The sequence below is a fragment of the Actinomadura sp. 7K507 genome (assembly GCF_004348425.1).
GTDB lineage: Bacteria > Actinomycetota > Actinomycetes > Streptosporangiales > Streptosporangiaceae > Spirillospora.
Window position 1 is genome coordinate 1 of the sequence record NZ_SMKK01000256.1, and the last position, 12,748, is coordinate 12,748.

At 71.7% G+C, this 12,748-nt stretch carries 18 protein-coding genes; 14 read left to right on the plus strand and 4 right to left on the minus strand.

Going from position 1 to position 12,748, the window contains the following annotated elements; genetic code table 11:
• Window positions 1–757 (plus strand): zinc-binding dehydrogenase (locus E1285_RS37635; RefSeq protein WP_132159372.1); only part of this gene is annotated, 757 nt, incomplete at its 5' end.
• Complete coding sequence (locus E1285_RS37640) at window positions 754–1,644, plus strand: LLM class flavin-dependent oxidoreductase (protein ID WP_207947111.1); 891 nt, start codon at window positions 754–756, stop codon at window positions 1,642–1,644. The genes E1285_RS37635 and E1285_RS37640, both read left to right, overlap by 4 nt.
• On the opposite strand, the gene E1285_RS37645 is transcribed toward E1285_RS37640, so the two are convergent.
• The 3 genes from E1285_RS37645 to E1285_RS37655 form a co-directional block, all read right to left on the minus strand.
• On the minus strand, window positions 1,628–2,809 hold the full coding sequence (locus E1285_RS37645) for an alpha/beta fold hydrolase (protein WP_132159373.1): 1,182 nt from the start codon (window positions 2,807–2,809) through the stop codon (window positions 1,628–1,630). The two genes, E1285_RS37640 and E1285_RS37645, sit on opposite strands and share 17 nt — an antisense overlap.
• Before the next feature lie 140 nt (window positions 2,810–2,949).
• Complete coding sequence (locus tag E1285_RS37650; RefSeq protein WP_132159374.1) at window positions 2,950–3,621, minus strand: hypothetical protein; 672 nt, start codon at window positions 3,619–3,621, stop codon at window positions 2,950–2,952.
• A gap of 71 nt (window positions 3,622–3,692) precedes the next feature.
• A complete protein-coding gene (locus E1285_RS37655) occupies window positions 3,693–4,499 on the minus strand; it encodes a class I SAM-dependent methyltransferase (RefSeq protein ID WP_243723324.1) in 807 nt (268 codons plus the stop codon).
• 46 nt (window positions 4,500–4,545) lie between these two features.
• Between E1285_RS37655 and E1285_RS37660 the strand changes: the two genes are divergently transcribed.
• The 4 genes from E1285_RS37660 to E1285_RS37675 all read left to right on the plus strand — a co-directional run bounded on the left by E1285_RS37660 (window position 4,546) and on the right by E1285_RS37675 (window position 7,640).
• A complete protein-coding gene (locus E1285_RS37660; RefSeq protein WP_132159376.1) occupies window positions 4,546–4,923 on the plus strand; it encodes a hypothetical protein in 378 nt (125 codons plus the stop codon).
• Window positions 4,924–4,990: 67 nt separating this feature from the next.
• Window positions 4,991–5,863: a crotonase/enoyl-CoA hydratase family protein gene (locus tag E1285_RS37665; RefSeq protein ID WP_132159377.1), complete on the plus strand. Its 873-nt coding sequence runs from the start codon at window positions 4,991–4,993 to the stop codon at window positions 5,861–5,863.
• Window positions 5,864–6,094: 231 nt separating this feature from the next.
• Window positions 6,095–6,952 carry a polysaccharide deacetylase family protein gene (locus E1285_RS37670; RefSeq protein WP_243723325.1) on the plus strand — a complete coding sequence of 286 codons (858 nt, stop codon included), beginning with the start codon at window positions 6,095–6,097 and terminating at the stop codon, window positions 6,950–6,952.
• A 358-nt stretch (window positions 6,953–7,310) separates the two neighbouring features.
• Window positions 7,311–7,640 (plus strand): hypothetical protein, encoded by a 330-nt coding sequence (locus E1285_RS37675; protein WP_132159379.1) that lies wholly within the window; start codon window positions 7,311–7,313, stop codon window positions 7,638–7,640.
• A 20-nt stretch (window positions 7,641–7,660) separates the two neighbouring features.
• Here E1285_RS37675 and E1285_RS37680 read toward each other — a convergent pair whose 3' ends face one another.
• Window positions 7,661–7,918, minus strand: coding sequence for a hypothetical protein (locus tag E1285_RS37680; protein ID WP_132159380.1), 258 nt, complete (start codon window positions 7,916–7,918; stop codon window positions 7,661–7,663).
• Between the two features lie 111 nt (window positions 7,919–8,029).
• Between E1285_RS37680 and fdxA the strand changes: the two genes are divergently transcribed.
• From fdxA to E1285_RS37720, 8 genes are all read left to right on the plus strand, one after another.
• Complete coding sequence (fdxA, locus tag E1285_RS37685; protein ID WP_132159381.1) at window positions 8,030–8,356, plus strand: ferredoxin; 327 nt, start codon at window positions 8,030–8,032, stop codon at window positions 8,354–8,356.
• A gap of 231 nt (window positions 8,357–8,587) precedes the next feature.
• On the plus strand, window positions 8,588–9,673 hold the full coding sequence (dapC, locus tag E1285_RS37690; protein ID WP_132159382.1) for a succinyldiaminopimelate transaminase: 1,086 nt from the start codon (window positions 8,588–8,590) through the stop codon (window positions 9,671–9,673).
• A gap of 218 nt (window positions 9,674–9,891) precedes the next feature.
• Window positions 9,892–10,512: a DUF4178 domain-containing protein gene (locus E1285_RS37695; protein ID WP_243723326.1), complete on the plus strand. Its 621-nt coding sequence runs from the start codon at window positions 9,892–9,894 to the stop codon at window positions 10,510–10,512.
• A 2-nt stretch (window positions 10,513–10,514) separates the two neighbouring features.
• On the plus strand, window positions 10,515–11,021 hold the full coding sequence (locus tag E1285_RS37700) for a DUF2617 family protein (RefSeq protein ID WP_132159384.1): 507 nt from the start codon (window positions 10,515–10,517) through the stop codon (window positions 11,019–11,021).
• Complete coding sequence (locus tag E1285_RS37705) at window positions 11,018–11,452, plus strand: DUF4247 domain-containing protein (protein WP_165966923.1); 435 nt, start codon at window positions 11,018–11,020, stop codon at window positions 11,450–11,452. The genes E1285_RS37700 and E1285_RS37705 overlap by 4 nt, the downstream gene beginning before the upstream one ends.
• A gap of 10 nt (window positions 11,453–11,462) precedes the next feature.
• Window positions 11,463–11,903: a DUF350 domain-containing protein gene (locus E1285_RS37710; protein ID WP_132159386.1), complete on the plus strand. Its 441-nt coding sequence runs from the start codon at window positions 11,463–11,465 to the stop codon at window positions 11,901–11,903.
• Window positions 11,904–11,914: 11 nt separating this feature from the next.
• A complete protein-coding gene (locus E1285_RS37715; protein WP_132159387.1) occupies window positions 11,915–12,322 on the plus strand; it encodes a DUF4247 domain-containing protein in 408 nt (135 codons plus the stop codon).
• A partial coding sequence (locus E1285_RS37720; protein ID WP_207947112.1) for a hypothetical protein occupies window positions 12,319–12,748 on the plus strand: 430 nt, incomplete at its 3' end. The genes E1285_RS37715 and E1285_RS37720, both read left to right, overlap by 4 nt.

The following is a 12,748-nucleotide window of genomic DNA, read 5'->3' on the forward strand; positions in this document are numbered from 1 at the left end:
CGGGGTCGGCGGCGTGGTGACGGCGGTCGGTGAGGGGGTCGACGGCGCGCTGGTCGGGCGGCGGGTCGTGAGCGGCACGGGCGGTTCGGGGGCGTACGCCGAACTGGCCGCCGTGGACGCGGCGGGCCTGTTCGAGGTGCCGGACGGGCTTGCGCTCGACGACGCGGTGGCGTTGCTGGCGGACGGGCGCACGGCGACGATGATGCTGCGGGCCGCCGATCCGCGTCCGGGCGAGCGGGTGCTGGTGGAGGCGGCGGCCGGTGGGGTGGGGACGTTGCTCGTCCAGCTGGCGAAGGCCACGGGCGCGACGGTCGTCGCGGCGGCCGGGGGGGCGCGCAAGGCCGAAGTGCCGTTGCGGCTCGGCGCGGACGAGGTGGCCGATTACCGGGAGCCGGGCTGGGCGGAGAAGGTCGGGGACGTGGACGTCGTCTTCGACGGGGTCGGCGGAAAGGTGGCGCGCGAGGCGTTCACCCTGCTCCGGCGCGGCGGCCGGATGGTCAGCTTCGGTCTCGCGAGCGGTGAGTGGGCCGATGTTCCGGAGGAGGACGCGGCCGGACGCGGCGTGACGCTTGTGCGGCCGGAGGCCACTCCAGAGGAGTTGCGGGAGTTCACGCGCATTGCGCTCGCGGAGGCGGCCGCGGGGAGGCTGCGGCCGGTGATCGGGCAGCGGTTCCCCCTGGACGGGGCGGCCGACGCGCACGCCGGGATCCAGTCGCGCTCCACTGTCGGCAAGACGCTTCTGGAGGTCCGGCGGTGACCGGGCTGAAGGTGGGCCTGAATCTGCCCGCCCACGGGGTGGACGTGACGGCGACGGTCGCGGAGCATGCCCGGCACGCGGAGGAGGTCGGGCTTGAGTCGGTCTGGGCGGGTGACCACCTGATCCCCGTCCGGCCGTTCCTCGATGCCACGCTGGTGCTGGCGACGGCCGCGGCGGTGACGGAGCAGATCAAGGTCGGGTTCGGTGTGATGGTGCTGCCGCTGCGCCAGGTCGCGTGGGCCGCGAAGCAGATCGCCAGTTTGCAGCATCTGTCAGGCGGACGGGTGCTGCTCGGTGTCGGCAGCGGGGGCCCCGCGCACGGCGACTCGGCGTTCCGTGCGGTCGGCGTGCCCTTCGCTGAGCGCGGCGCGCGGACGGACGCCGCGCTGGAGGTCCTGCCGAGCCTCGTCGAGGGGAAACCCACGAGGCTGGACGGAGAGGACGTGACGCTGTCGCCGCCCGCGGAGATGCCGCCGGTCCTGATCGGCAGCGGCCCGGAACGCCGGGTGGCCCGGTTCGCGGACGAGTGGTATCCGGCGTTCTCCACGCCCGAGGCCGTCGCGGCCGGGGTGGAGCGGCTCGCGGAGCTGGCGGCCGAGTATGGACGTCCCGCCCCGAGGGTGACCGTCGGGCTCAGTTTCGGTCTCGGTGATGTGCCCGCCGCGGAGATCCACGCGCAGGTCCGGTCGCTCACCGGTTACGGGATGAGCGAGGAGGCCGCGCGGGCGAGCCTGCTGACCGGTGGCCCGGCTCAGGCGGCCGAGCGGCTCGCGGAGTTGGCGGCCGCGGGGGCGCACCGGGTCATCGGCATGCCGTTCCCGTCCGGTCGGCGCGGTCAGGCCGAGCTGCTCGCCGAGGCCGGCCGGATGGTCAACGGTGTCTCTTGAGGAAGGTCGCCAGCGTCCGTTCGTAGGCGGTGGGGTCGACGTTCCATGATTCGGTGTGTCCGCCCGGTGTGGTGATGTGGGTGACCATGCCGGGCGGGGCCGTGCTGGAGAACGTGTAGGCGGAGCTGTTGGCGACCGTGGCGTCGTCGGTGGCGGTGAAGAGCAGGACGGGTGTCCGTAGTTTCGGCGCGTACCGGCGGTGGTCGAAGTCGGTCAGGTCGATGCCGATGCGCCACTCCAGGACGCGTTTGGCCACGCCCGTGATGAAGCCGGGCAGGTTGCGGGCGTCGCCCTGCATGTCGAGCGTGGCGCTCCAGTCCAGCACGGGTGAGTCGAGCACGACCCCACGGATGAACGACGGATCCTTGCGCAGGGTCGCCAGGGCCATCGCGCCGCCCATGGACCAGCCATAGAGCACGACACCCGTGGCGCCGTGCGCGCGTGCGTAGCCCATGGCGGAGACGATGTCCTGCCATTCCGTGTCACCCAGATGGTTCTTTCCGTCGCTGGAGGACGGCGCCCCCACATCGTTGCGGTACGCGATCGACATCATCGGCAGGCCCGCCTTGTGGACGGCGCGCATGACGCGGAACGTCTCCGCCTTGTCCGCGTTCCGTCCGTGGACGCCGATGACCCATGTGCTCTTGGGCGACGTCCCCGGTATCACCCACGCGGGCATCGGGCCGACCCTGGACGGATAGGTGACGTCCTGAAACGGCAGTCTGAGCGCCTTGCCGGGGTCGCCGTCGTACACCCAGTGGTCGATGATCGCGGGGGCTCCCTTCGCCAGGGTGCCCTCGACAACGGACGAGACGTTCCGTACGACCGTTGCCTCGTCCCCTCCGGTGACGGGCCCCAGCAGAGCGCGTCCGCCGTCCCAGACCAGGGCCCACGTTCCCGGCCGTTCCGTCGTCGCGTCGCGGGGGAGTGTGACGGTGCCGTTGCCCGCGTCCACGATGGTGAGCGGGTACTGGGCCGTGCGGTCGACCTCGATGGCGACGCCCGCGAAGTACCAGCCGATTCCGCCGACGACCGTGCAGAGGAGCACGACGATCGCGACGGCCGCCGCCATCAGCGTCCGGACATGGCGACGGCGCCGCCGGGGTGGCGGCGGCTCGGGATCGATCGGTACGGGCGGGTCGGACTCGGGTGCGGCGGTCGGCACGACATAAGAAGTTAGCCCCCCTTGAGCGTCGCGAACGCCCGAGTCACGCCGCAATATCTTGATCCGTGCGGTTAACCTGCCCGAAAGGTGCCATCAGGGGGCCGGTTGCGGCGGACGGGCGGTTCAGGCGCCCGCGATGTTCAGCCGCTCCCGATCGCGGAGACGAGGCCGAGCGCCAGGATCAGGTCGAGGTGGATGAACGTCTCCAGCTTCGCGCCCGGCGGCACGTCCGCGTCGGCGAGGAGCCGGTCGAGGACGGCGAGCGCGGCGGGGCTGTTCAGGTCGTCGGCCAGTGCGGTCTCCGCGGCCGTCGCGTACTCGCGGTTGATCGGACGGCCGGGAGCCGTCGCCCATTCCGCGACGGCGGCGCGCCATCCGCCCAGCCGCTCGGCGGCCTGGGACACCGTCGCGTCGGACAGCTCCAGCGGCTCCCGGTAGGGGGCCTGGAGCATCGCCAGCCGCACGGACAGCGCGTCCGCCGGCGTCCAGGCCCCGGTCTCGTGCGGCACGGTCAGGGTCAGGGAGTCACGGACGGTGTCGCCGCCGGGGGAGACGTGCACGTCGGCGTCCGGGATCGGAGCGTCGAGCACCTCGAACGGCGCGATGTTGTAGTCCGACCAGTCGTCTTCCTCGGCGAAGGCCGGGGTGCTCACGACCCGGACCCGCCGCCCCGCCCGTCCGGCGACCCTGCGCAGCAGGTCGGTGACGACCAGCGCGCGACGTCCCGCGCCGTCCAGGACCTGGACGCGCAGGCCGCGTCCGGCGGGCAGGGGCTCCGTCCGCCCGGTGCGATGGTCGTGCAGCCGCAGCATGCCTCAACACTAGATGCCTGGGCCACTGGGCCGGGCCGCCCGGGCGGACGGCGGCGGGTCAGAGCTGCGGGTCAGAGCTGCGGGTCGGAGGGGAACGGCACGGCCGGCGGCGGTGTGGCGCTGTCGGCCTTGCGGACGGCGGCGAACCGCAGCCGCACGTAGTCGGCGACCCATCCGGACTCGCGGCGCAGCGCCGGCGCGGCCAGGTCGTTCACCCGGCTGAGCAGCGGGTCGACCACCTCCGGCGGGACGTCCGCGAGGGCGCGTGCCGCGTAGGCGCGGACCCAGTCGGCGGCGCCGCCCGGGCCCTCGGTCATCCGGGTCGGGCGCTCGGCGTGCTCCAGCAGCCGCAGCGTGAACCCGGCCTCCTCCAGCTTGGCCGCGTACTCGGCGGGCGTGGGGAAGTACCAGGGCAGGTCGGGCTCGCCCAGGCCGAACACGCGCCAGGCGGTCTGCATCGCGACGATCAGCTCGGCGCAGTTCCCGGCGCCGCCCAGCTCGCCGACGAACCGCCCGCCGGGACGCAGCGCCGCGTACACGCGCCCGATCACGGCGTCGGGGTCGCGGTTCATCCAGTGCAGCGCCGCGTTCGAGGCGACGGCGTCGAACGACTCGCCGACGATGAGGTCGGCGGCGTCGCCGACGATGAAGGACAGCCCGGGGTTCGAGGCGGTCGCCTGCGCGATCATGTCGGGGTTGCCGTCGATGCCCAGCACCTCGGCGCCACGCTCGGCGATCTCCGCGCTGAACGTCCCCGTCCCGCACCCGAGATCGATGACCCGTTCGCCGGGCTGCGGATCGAGCAGGTCGACCAGGGGCGCGCCGTGCGCGGAGACGTACCCGAAGGCGGAGTCGTACGTCGTCACGGCCCAATTCACTGTCATAATTTATCGGACAAACCCGAGCGCGGAGGTGGCGTTTGCGATGGTGGACGTCACGTCCGAGGTGCGGATCCTGGGTGCCGAGGGACCGGACGGTCTCACCCTGCGGACATCGGGCCTTTCCGCCAGGGGCATGCCGGAGCTTCGCGTGGAAGGCCTCCCGCCCTATCTGGGGCAGGGCTGGGCGCGCGTCCTCGCCGCCCTGGCGCAGCGCCTCGCCGCCTCCGCCGAGATCCCCGAGCGCATCACCCTGCATCCGGACATAGAGATCAGTCTCACACCGGCGGGCGACGGCGAGCTGACTCCGGTCCCGCCGGCCGGCCAAGAGCCGCCGGCCGGCCAGGAGCCGCCGGCCGGCCAGGATCTCGATCACTGGCGCCGGGACGTCCTGCTCCGCCTGTTCCCGGAGGCCCGCACCTGACCGGCGGCCCCCGGACGCGTGTTCCTAGAATCTGATTCTGTCCAGTCCGGTTCGAGAGGGGTCGCAGGTGCCGTACACAGAGATCGAATACGAGGTTCGGGACGGGATCGCCACGGTCACGCTGAACCGGCCGCAGAAGATGAACGCCTTCACGTTCACCATGCGCAACGAGCTGCTGGACGTCTTCGACAGGATCGACGCCGACGACGACGTCCGCGTGGTCGTCGTGACCGGCGCGGGCCGCGCGTTCTGCGCGGGCGCCGACCTCAGCGGCGGCGGCGACACCTTCGACAAGGACAAGTCCCTGGACATGTACGCCGGTGAGGACGACGTCCTGGAGGACGGCACCCCGCGCGACGGCGGCGGCACGGTCGCGCTCCGCATCGCACGCTGCCTCAAGCCCGTCATCGGCGCCTTCAACGGCGCCGCCGTCGGCGTAGGTGTCACGATGACCCTGCCGATGGACATCCGCCTCGCCAGCGAGAAGGCCAGGTTCGGTTTCGTGTTCGCCCGGCGCGGCATCGTCACCGAGGCCGCGTCCAGCTGGTTCCTGCCCCGCCTCGTCGGTATCGCCCAGGCCATGGAATGGGCCGCGACCGGCCGCGTCTTCGACGCCCAGGAGGCTCTCGACGGCCGCCTCGTCTCCCGCGTCCTCGCCCCCGGCGAGCTCCTGCCCGCCGCCTATGCCCTGGCCCGGGAGATCGCCGACAACACGTCCGCGCTCTCGATCGCCGCCATCCGCCGCCTCATGTGGTCCGGCCTGTCCGCCCCGTCCCCGTGGGACGCCCACGCCGCCGACTCCCGCCTCATGGCCGCTCTCGGCGGTGGCGCCGACGCCATGGAGGGCGTCTCGTCCTTCCTGGAGAAACGCGACGCCGTCTTCCCGATGCGCGTCAGCAAGGACCTCCCGCCCGAAGTCCCCGACTGGCCCACCCCCTGACGTTCCCGCCAGGCTTTTTCCAGTGGGCCGCCGCTGGTTAGGGACCCCCGGGTGATCTCCCGCCGCGAGGCCTTTGCATGATGGATCGGGTGATCGCCGGGTCAAGGACGATCTTGACATTGCGGACCTTGGTGACCTGTGTTGCCAGTGTTACGGAGGGTATGAAGACGCCCGAGGCAACACGTTCGGGGGTGCGTGGTGCGAATCGGGAATCTTGCTGTTGCTGGGGGCTTGCTCCTGCTCGTCGCCGGATGCTGGGGCGGCGAAGAGAAGCAGGCCCGGCACGCGGGAGAGCAGGCGGCGGTCGGGGAGCAGACCAGTCGTCCGCCCGCGAAGCCGCCGCCGCCCAGGAAGATCGACTGCGACCGGGTGAAGTGCGTCTCGCTGACGTTCGACGACGGCCCCGGCCCGCACACCGCGCGGCTGCTGGACACGCTGAAGGCGGGCGGTGTGCGCGCCACGTTCTTCATGCTGGGCGAGGTGGTCCAGGAACATGCGGGCGTGGTGCGGCGGATGGCGCTGGAGGGGCACGAGGTCGCCAACCACACCTGGTCGCACCCTGATCTCACCGGGCTGTCGCCCAAGGAAGTGAGGTCACAGATAGAGCGGACGCAGAAGGCCATCAGGAACGCTTCAGGTGTCGAACCTGCGCTGATGCGCCCGCCCTACGGGGCGACCAACGACGAGGTCGGACGCACCGTCGGGATGCCGCAGATCCTCTGGAGCGTAGACACGAAGGACTGGCAGTTCCGGAGTGTCAGCCGCGACACCAAGGTCGGCATCACGAAGCCGGAACGCGGCGGCATCGTCCTCTACCACGACGTCCACAAGGAGAGCGTCGACTCCATCCCGAAGGTGGTGGAGGGCCTGAAGAAGCGAGGATTCACGCTCGTCACGGTGACGGAGATGTTCCGGGGCGAGCAACTCAAGCCGAGGGAGACCTACACCGAGGCCCCTGTGGAGGCCGAGCCCCTGTCGGCGAGCCCGACGCCCGGCTCGCCGACCGGTACCGCCCCGGAGCCGACCCCGACCGGGACGTCCCCGACCGGGACGTCCCCGACCGGGACGTCCCCGAACCCGGGGCAGTGAGGGCGCGACGGGCGATCAGGCGAACCTGAGTCACCGTCCCGTCGTCTCAGGGGGTTCCCCCGTCGAAGATCAAACCCCTTGGAGGCACCGGGTGGAACCCCCCGCCCGCTGATCGGATTCCCCGGGAGGAGGCCGCGCCCCGGTCGCCGAACGGGCTGGTGACCCTGCGGCCGTCGCGGAGGCCGCTGCTGTGGGCCGCGCCGGTGGCGGTCATCGCCCTCCTCGCCGGGATGCTCGGCGTCGCCGCCGGCGCCCGCCTCGTCGCGATGTTCGCACCTGTGCTGCTCTTAGGCGTCTTCCTTACCGCTCAGGCCCGAACACCGACGGCTCGGACAGTGTCGGCCTGGAGCTGTATCTGGTGCGCCGGACCACGTTGACGGGGGCCGCGGAGAAAGCCCGTACGGACTATGCGGAAGCCAAGGAGAGCAAGGCGGAGTCCGCGCGGCAGTCTCCCGGCGGCGCCGAGGACGGGATGATCGTCATGGGGGACGTGGCCGGTCTCGGTGACCAGGCCTGGCAGTCCGTCACCGTGGGCCGGGCCAATGGAGTGACCGAGGTCCAGCTCGTGATACGCCGGGCCAACGTGCTGGTCGAGGTCGAACACAGCGCTCGGCGGCCGAAGGAGCAGGTCGTGGCCGCCGCCGACGCGCTGGCCCGCGAGGCCCTGCACCGGCTCGACGTCCGCTGAGCCCGCCGCCGGGCGGCGCGTCACCCCTGGTCGCGGGGCCTGCGGCGGGGCGGCGGCTGCGGCGGGACGACCTTCGCCGCGACCATGGCTTCCTCAGGAACCTCGACGAGTTCGCCGTCGCGGCGGCGCACCGTGAGCGTTCCGCCGGACCAGGATTCGAGTACGCCGACCACGTCGCTGTACTCTCCGGTTGGCACGCGGCGGCGCAGCGAGATCCGCTGCCCCACGTCCGTGCTAGTGATGGACACCACGAGGCGCGCGGCGAAGCGGCCTGACATGTGGGACCCCCGTGTCGAATGGACGGCGCCGTGGCGGCCATACTAGTCACAGCGAGCTTGCGGTGAGCCGTGACGTGCGGCGGGGCCGGAAACCCGAGAGGAGTCACCGACGTGACCTACGTCATCGCGCAGCCCTGCGTGGATCTGCTTGACAAGGCATGCATCGAGGAGTGCCCGGTCGACTGCATCTACGAGGGCAAGCGCATGCTCTACATCCACCCGGATGAGTGCGTCGACTGTGGTGCGTGCGAACCGGTTTGCCCGGTTGAGGCGATCTACTACGAGGACGACACGCCTGAGCAGTGGAAGGACTTCTATAAGGCCAACGTGGAGTTCTTCGACGACCTCGGGTCGCCGGGCGGTGCGTCCAAGGTCGGGAAGATCGACAAGGATCACCCGATCGTCTCCGCGCTGCCCCCGCAGGAACACGACGACTGAGGGCCGTCCGGCGCCGGGGGAGCGTCCTGCGGGGCGCACCCGGGGCCGCCTGCGGCCCGTGTCGTAGCGGGCCGTGCCGTTTCGGGTCGTGGCGTCCCACGCTGGTGGGAGGTCACGGCCCCGCGGGTTTCCGATGGGCCCGTGTTTCAGAGCCCCGTGTTTCAGGGGTCCGTGTTTCAGAGGCCCCGGGTTTTCCAGGGCCCGTGCGTTTCCAGAAAGCAGGAGTGGGACGTGTTCACGCTGCCGGACTTCCCGTGGGATCGGCTCGCGCCGTACAAGGAGCGGGCGCTGGCCCATCCGGACGGCATCGCCGACCTGTCGGTCGGGACGCCCGTGGACCCCACGCCCGAGCCGGTCCGGGCGGCCCTGGCCGGTGCGGCCGACGCGCCCGGGTACCCGCAGACCTACGGGACGCCGCGGCTGCGCGAGTCGGCCGCGGGGTGGCTGCGGCGCCGCGCCGGCGTGTCGGGCGCCGACCCGGACGCGGTGCTTCCGGTCATCGGCACCAAGGAACTGGTGGCGTGGCTGCCGACGCTGCTCGGCGCCGGCCCCGGGGACCGGGTCGTCTTCCCCGAACTGGCCTACCCGACCTATGACGTGGGCGCCCGGCTGGCCGGGGCGACGCCCGTCGCGTCGGACGGGCTGCTCTCCCTCGGCCCGGTGTCGCCGAAGATCGTCTGGGTGAACTCGCCGTCCAACCCGACCGGGAAGGTGCTGCCCGCGGAGCACCTGCGCAAGGTCGTCGCGTGGGCGCGCGGCCGCGGCGCGATCGTCGTCAGCGACGAGTGCTACCTGGAGTTCGGCTGGGACGACGAGAAGCCGCCGGTCTCGATCCTCCACCCGGACGTGTGCGAGGGGTCCCATGAGGGCCTGCTCGCCCTGAACTCCCTGTCCAAGCGCTCCAACATGGCGGGCTACCGCGCCGGTTTCGTCACGGGCGACATCGCGATCGTCAAGCGGCTGCTGGAGGTCCGCAAGCACGCGGGGATGATCGTCCCCGCCCCGGTGCAGGCGGCGATGGCGGTGGCGTTCGACGACGACGCGCACGTGGACGAGCAGCGGGCGCGGTACGCGCGCCGCCGCGCCGCCCTGCGCGCCGCGTTCGAGGGGCACGGCTTCCGCGTCGACCATTCGGAGGCGTCCCTCTATCTGTGGGCCACGCGGGACGAGCCGTGCTGGGACACCGTCGCGCACCTGGCGTCCCTCGGCATCCTCGTCGGGCCGGGCGAGTTCTACGGCCCGGCCGGCGCCCGGCACATCCGGGTCGCGTTCACCGCCACCGACGAGCGCGTCGCCGCCGCCGCCGACCGGCTCTGACGCACGCTCCCGCCCTCTGGCGGGCGGGCCCTCCGCACCGGAAACGACCCTCGATCACGGCCTGGCCTGCGAGCTTCGGTTTCGTGTCGATTGGTGAGTTTCTATATGCAACCGAGTACTCGTTTGATACGTCTGAACGCCGTGTGGGCTTGGACGGCCACGATGGATAGGATCCGCGGGTCTGTGCCCGGGTTCTGGACGAAACGATGGAGGTGTCCGTGAGTGGAACGGCGATAGTGATCCTGCTCGTGCTGATCCTGGTCGCCTTGGTCGTGCTGATCCTCGTCCTGCTGAGACGCCGCCAGGCACCGGCCCCCGCACCCGCCGCCCCGGCGGCGCCGAAGGATCCGTTCGCGCCCGGCGACCAGGTGGCGGGCGACCCGCGGACGCTGAAGGCGGGGGACATGGTCGAGTATCTCGGCGTCCGCTACTTCGTGCGCGGATCGGTGCGGCTGCGCGAGGGCGGTTTCACCTGGAGCGAGCATCTCCTCGACGCCGACACCATCGAGGGCGCCAAGGTGTGGATCTCCGTCGAGGAGGACCCCGACCTCGAGGTCGTCTGGTGGACCGAGCACGACATCGGCGACATGACCCCCAGCGAGCGGACCATCACCGTCGAGGGCGTGGAGTATCGCCGCGACGAGCACGGCACGGCCGACTACACCAGCGAGGGCACGACCGGCGTCGGCGTCCAGGGACGCGTCGAGTACGTCGACTACGAGGGCCCCCGGGGCAAGTACCTGTCGTTCGAGCAGTACGGCGGCGGCCAGTGGGAGGCGGGGCTGGGCGAACGCGTCCCGACCGGGTCCATGACGATCTACCCGGGTGGCGGTAGCTGACATTGCGGGCGACCCTCGATACCCCCTACCTGGACGCCAGCGCCGACGCGCTCTCGTTCGCCCTCGGGCTGGCGCCCCTGGACGCACTCGCCGTCCTGCCCGTCGAGTGCGGCGGCCTGACGGTGGAGCTGCGGCTGCTCGGCGCGTCCCACCAGGTCATCGCCGGGCCGCTCAGCGAGACGGTGGCGTGCCTGCCCGGTGACGCCGAGCCGCTGCCGGGGCGCGCGAGCACCAGCGTGCCGGGCTGGACCTACGACTTCGCGGCGACGACGGCCGCCCACAGCGACGGCACGGCGTTCGCCCGTGCGGTCGAGGCGGTCTGCGCGCGGCTGGCGGACCGCGGCGACGCCCTGACCGGGGACTTTCCCGGTTCGCGGCACGCCGTGACCGCCCTGGCAATCGAAGACCACGCACTGGAGGAGACGGGGATCGGCTGGCGGACGTGGCACGCCTACCCCCAGACCCGGGAGATCGTGATGACGCGGAGCCGGCTGGTGAGACCATCGTGAACAGCAGATACCGGGTGGCGGGCGCAGTGGCCGCCGCCACCCTGACGGTCACGGCGCTCGGGGGCTGCGGCACCTCGAACCGGGACTGGATCGCCGACAAGTACTCCAGGACGGGGCCGGACACCTACCGGGCGTCGAAGGCTCCGCAGGCGGTCTCCTCGGAGATCAGCCGCAAGTTCAGGCCGATCGACACCGTGAACAGCATGGGCACCCGCGGCGCCGCGGGCGGCATCTTCATGCGGTATCCGAAGTTGGTCGTCGGCATCCTGCCGAACGGGTCGGGCAGCCGGATCACCCTCGACAGCCCGCGCCGCGGCTACAGCCGCTACGGCACGCATGTCGCGGGGGTCTGGCGGAGCCCGGGCAGCAACGGATGGACGAGCAGCGGCGCCGCGTCGTTCCGCGGCGGCGGACCAGGGTCGGGCAAATGAGGAGCGACAAATGAACGAGGACATACTGCAGGAGATCGGAGCGACCTTCGCCTACGGCGCGGTCGGCATCGCTCTGATGGCGCTCGGCTACCTGGTGGTGGAGGTGACGACGCCCGGCAAGCTCGGCAGGCAGATCTGGACCGAGGGGAACAAGGGCGCCGCGCTGCTGCTCGCGGTCAAGCTGATCAGCGTCGGCGCGATCGTCACCACGGCGATCATCACCAGCGACGACGACCTCAGCTCCGGCCTGATCGACACGGCGGTGTTCGGCGGCTGCGGCATATTGCTCATGGTCATCGCGTTCCTGCTCCTCGACGTGACGACCCCGGGCAAGCTGGGCGCGACGCTGGTGGACGCCGACGGCACCGGAGCGAAGATCCACCCCGCCGGCTGGGTCGTCGCCGCCGCCGACCTCGGAGTCGCCGCGATCGTCGCGGGCGCGGTCTCCTGAGTCGCCGCAGCATGAAGGGGCCGCTGATCGGGGCGGGCCTGCTCGCCTCGCTGGGCGCGATCACCTTGCTGATCGCGACGTTCGCCGGCAAGGTCTCGCCCCGCGACGACATCGCCGACGACTACAAGAAGGTGTCGGACCGTACGTACTCCTCCGAGAAGAGCCCGCTGGTGGTGGCCGGGGAGATCGTCGATGAGAACAAGACGGACGAACGGGTCTACACCCCCAACGGCATCTACCTGCGCTACTACAACGCGGTCGTCGGGGTCCTCCCGAGTGCGGGCGGCTCCCGGATAACCGTCGACGACCCCGATCGCGGATACGCCCGCTACCACGCCGCCGTCGGCGGGACCTGGGGCGGGCCCGGCGGCAAGGCGGCGTCCTTCCGCGGTGGCGGCCCCGGAGGAGGAGGCAAGTGACGAAGGGCGGCGGCGAGGCAGGGGGCCAGGCCGGCGGCCGGGGACGGCCGTCGCAGGGCTCTGCCGGGAACCGGACGGGCGGGAACCAGAGCCCCGCCGACCAGCGCAAGGCGAAGGCGCAGGGGTGGGGATGCCTCACCGTCATCGTCGCTCTCGTGGCCGGCGGGATCGTGTGGGGCCTGTACGACGAGGGCGTCTTCGACAAGAAGCCGGCGAAGGACGCGCCCGTCTTCGGGCCGCAGCAGACGGGACGGCTGGTCGAGCAGCTCTCCACGGCCGCCGACGCGCAGGGCGTCTGCTACGGCTGGGTGATCGACTCCGGCCGGCCCCACAAGATCAAGCAGCTGGCGCCGTCCTACCCCGGGACGTTCCGTCCCCACCCCCCGAAGCAGGCCCCGGGGCAGGTGGCGCCCTCCGAGGCGGTGC

Excerpts from the sequence above, each read along its gene's own strand:
- E1285_RS37680 (WP_132159380.1), bottom strand. The coding sequence starts at position 7,918 with ATGTCAGGCCGCTTCGCCGCGCGCCTCGTGGTGTCCATCACTAGCACG.
- E1285_RS37660 (WP_132159376.1), top strand. The coding sequence starts at position 4,546 with ATGGTGGACGTCACGTCCGAGGTGCGGATCCTGGGTGCCGAGGGACCG.
- E1285_RS37710 (WP_132159386.1), top strand. The coding sequence starts at position 11,463 with ATGAACGAGGACATACTGCAGGAGATCGGAGCGACCTTCGCCTACGGC.
- E1285_RS37715 (WP_132159387.1), top strand. The coding sequence starts at position 11,915 with ATGAAGGGGCCGCTGATCGGGGCGGGCCTGCTCGCCTCGCTGGGCGCG.
- E1285_RS37650 (WP_132159374.1), bottom strand. The coding sequence starts at position 3,621 with ATGCTGCGGCTGCACGACCATCGCACCGGGCGGACGGAGCCCCTGCCC.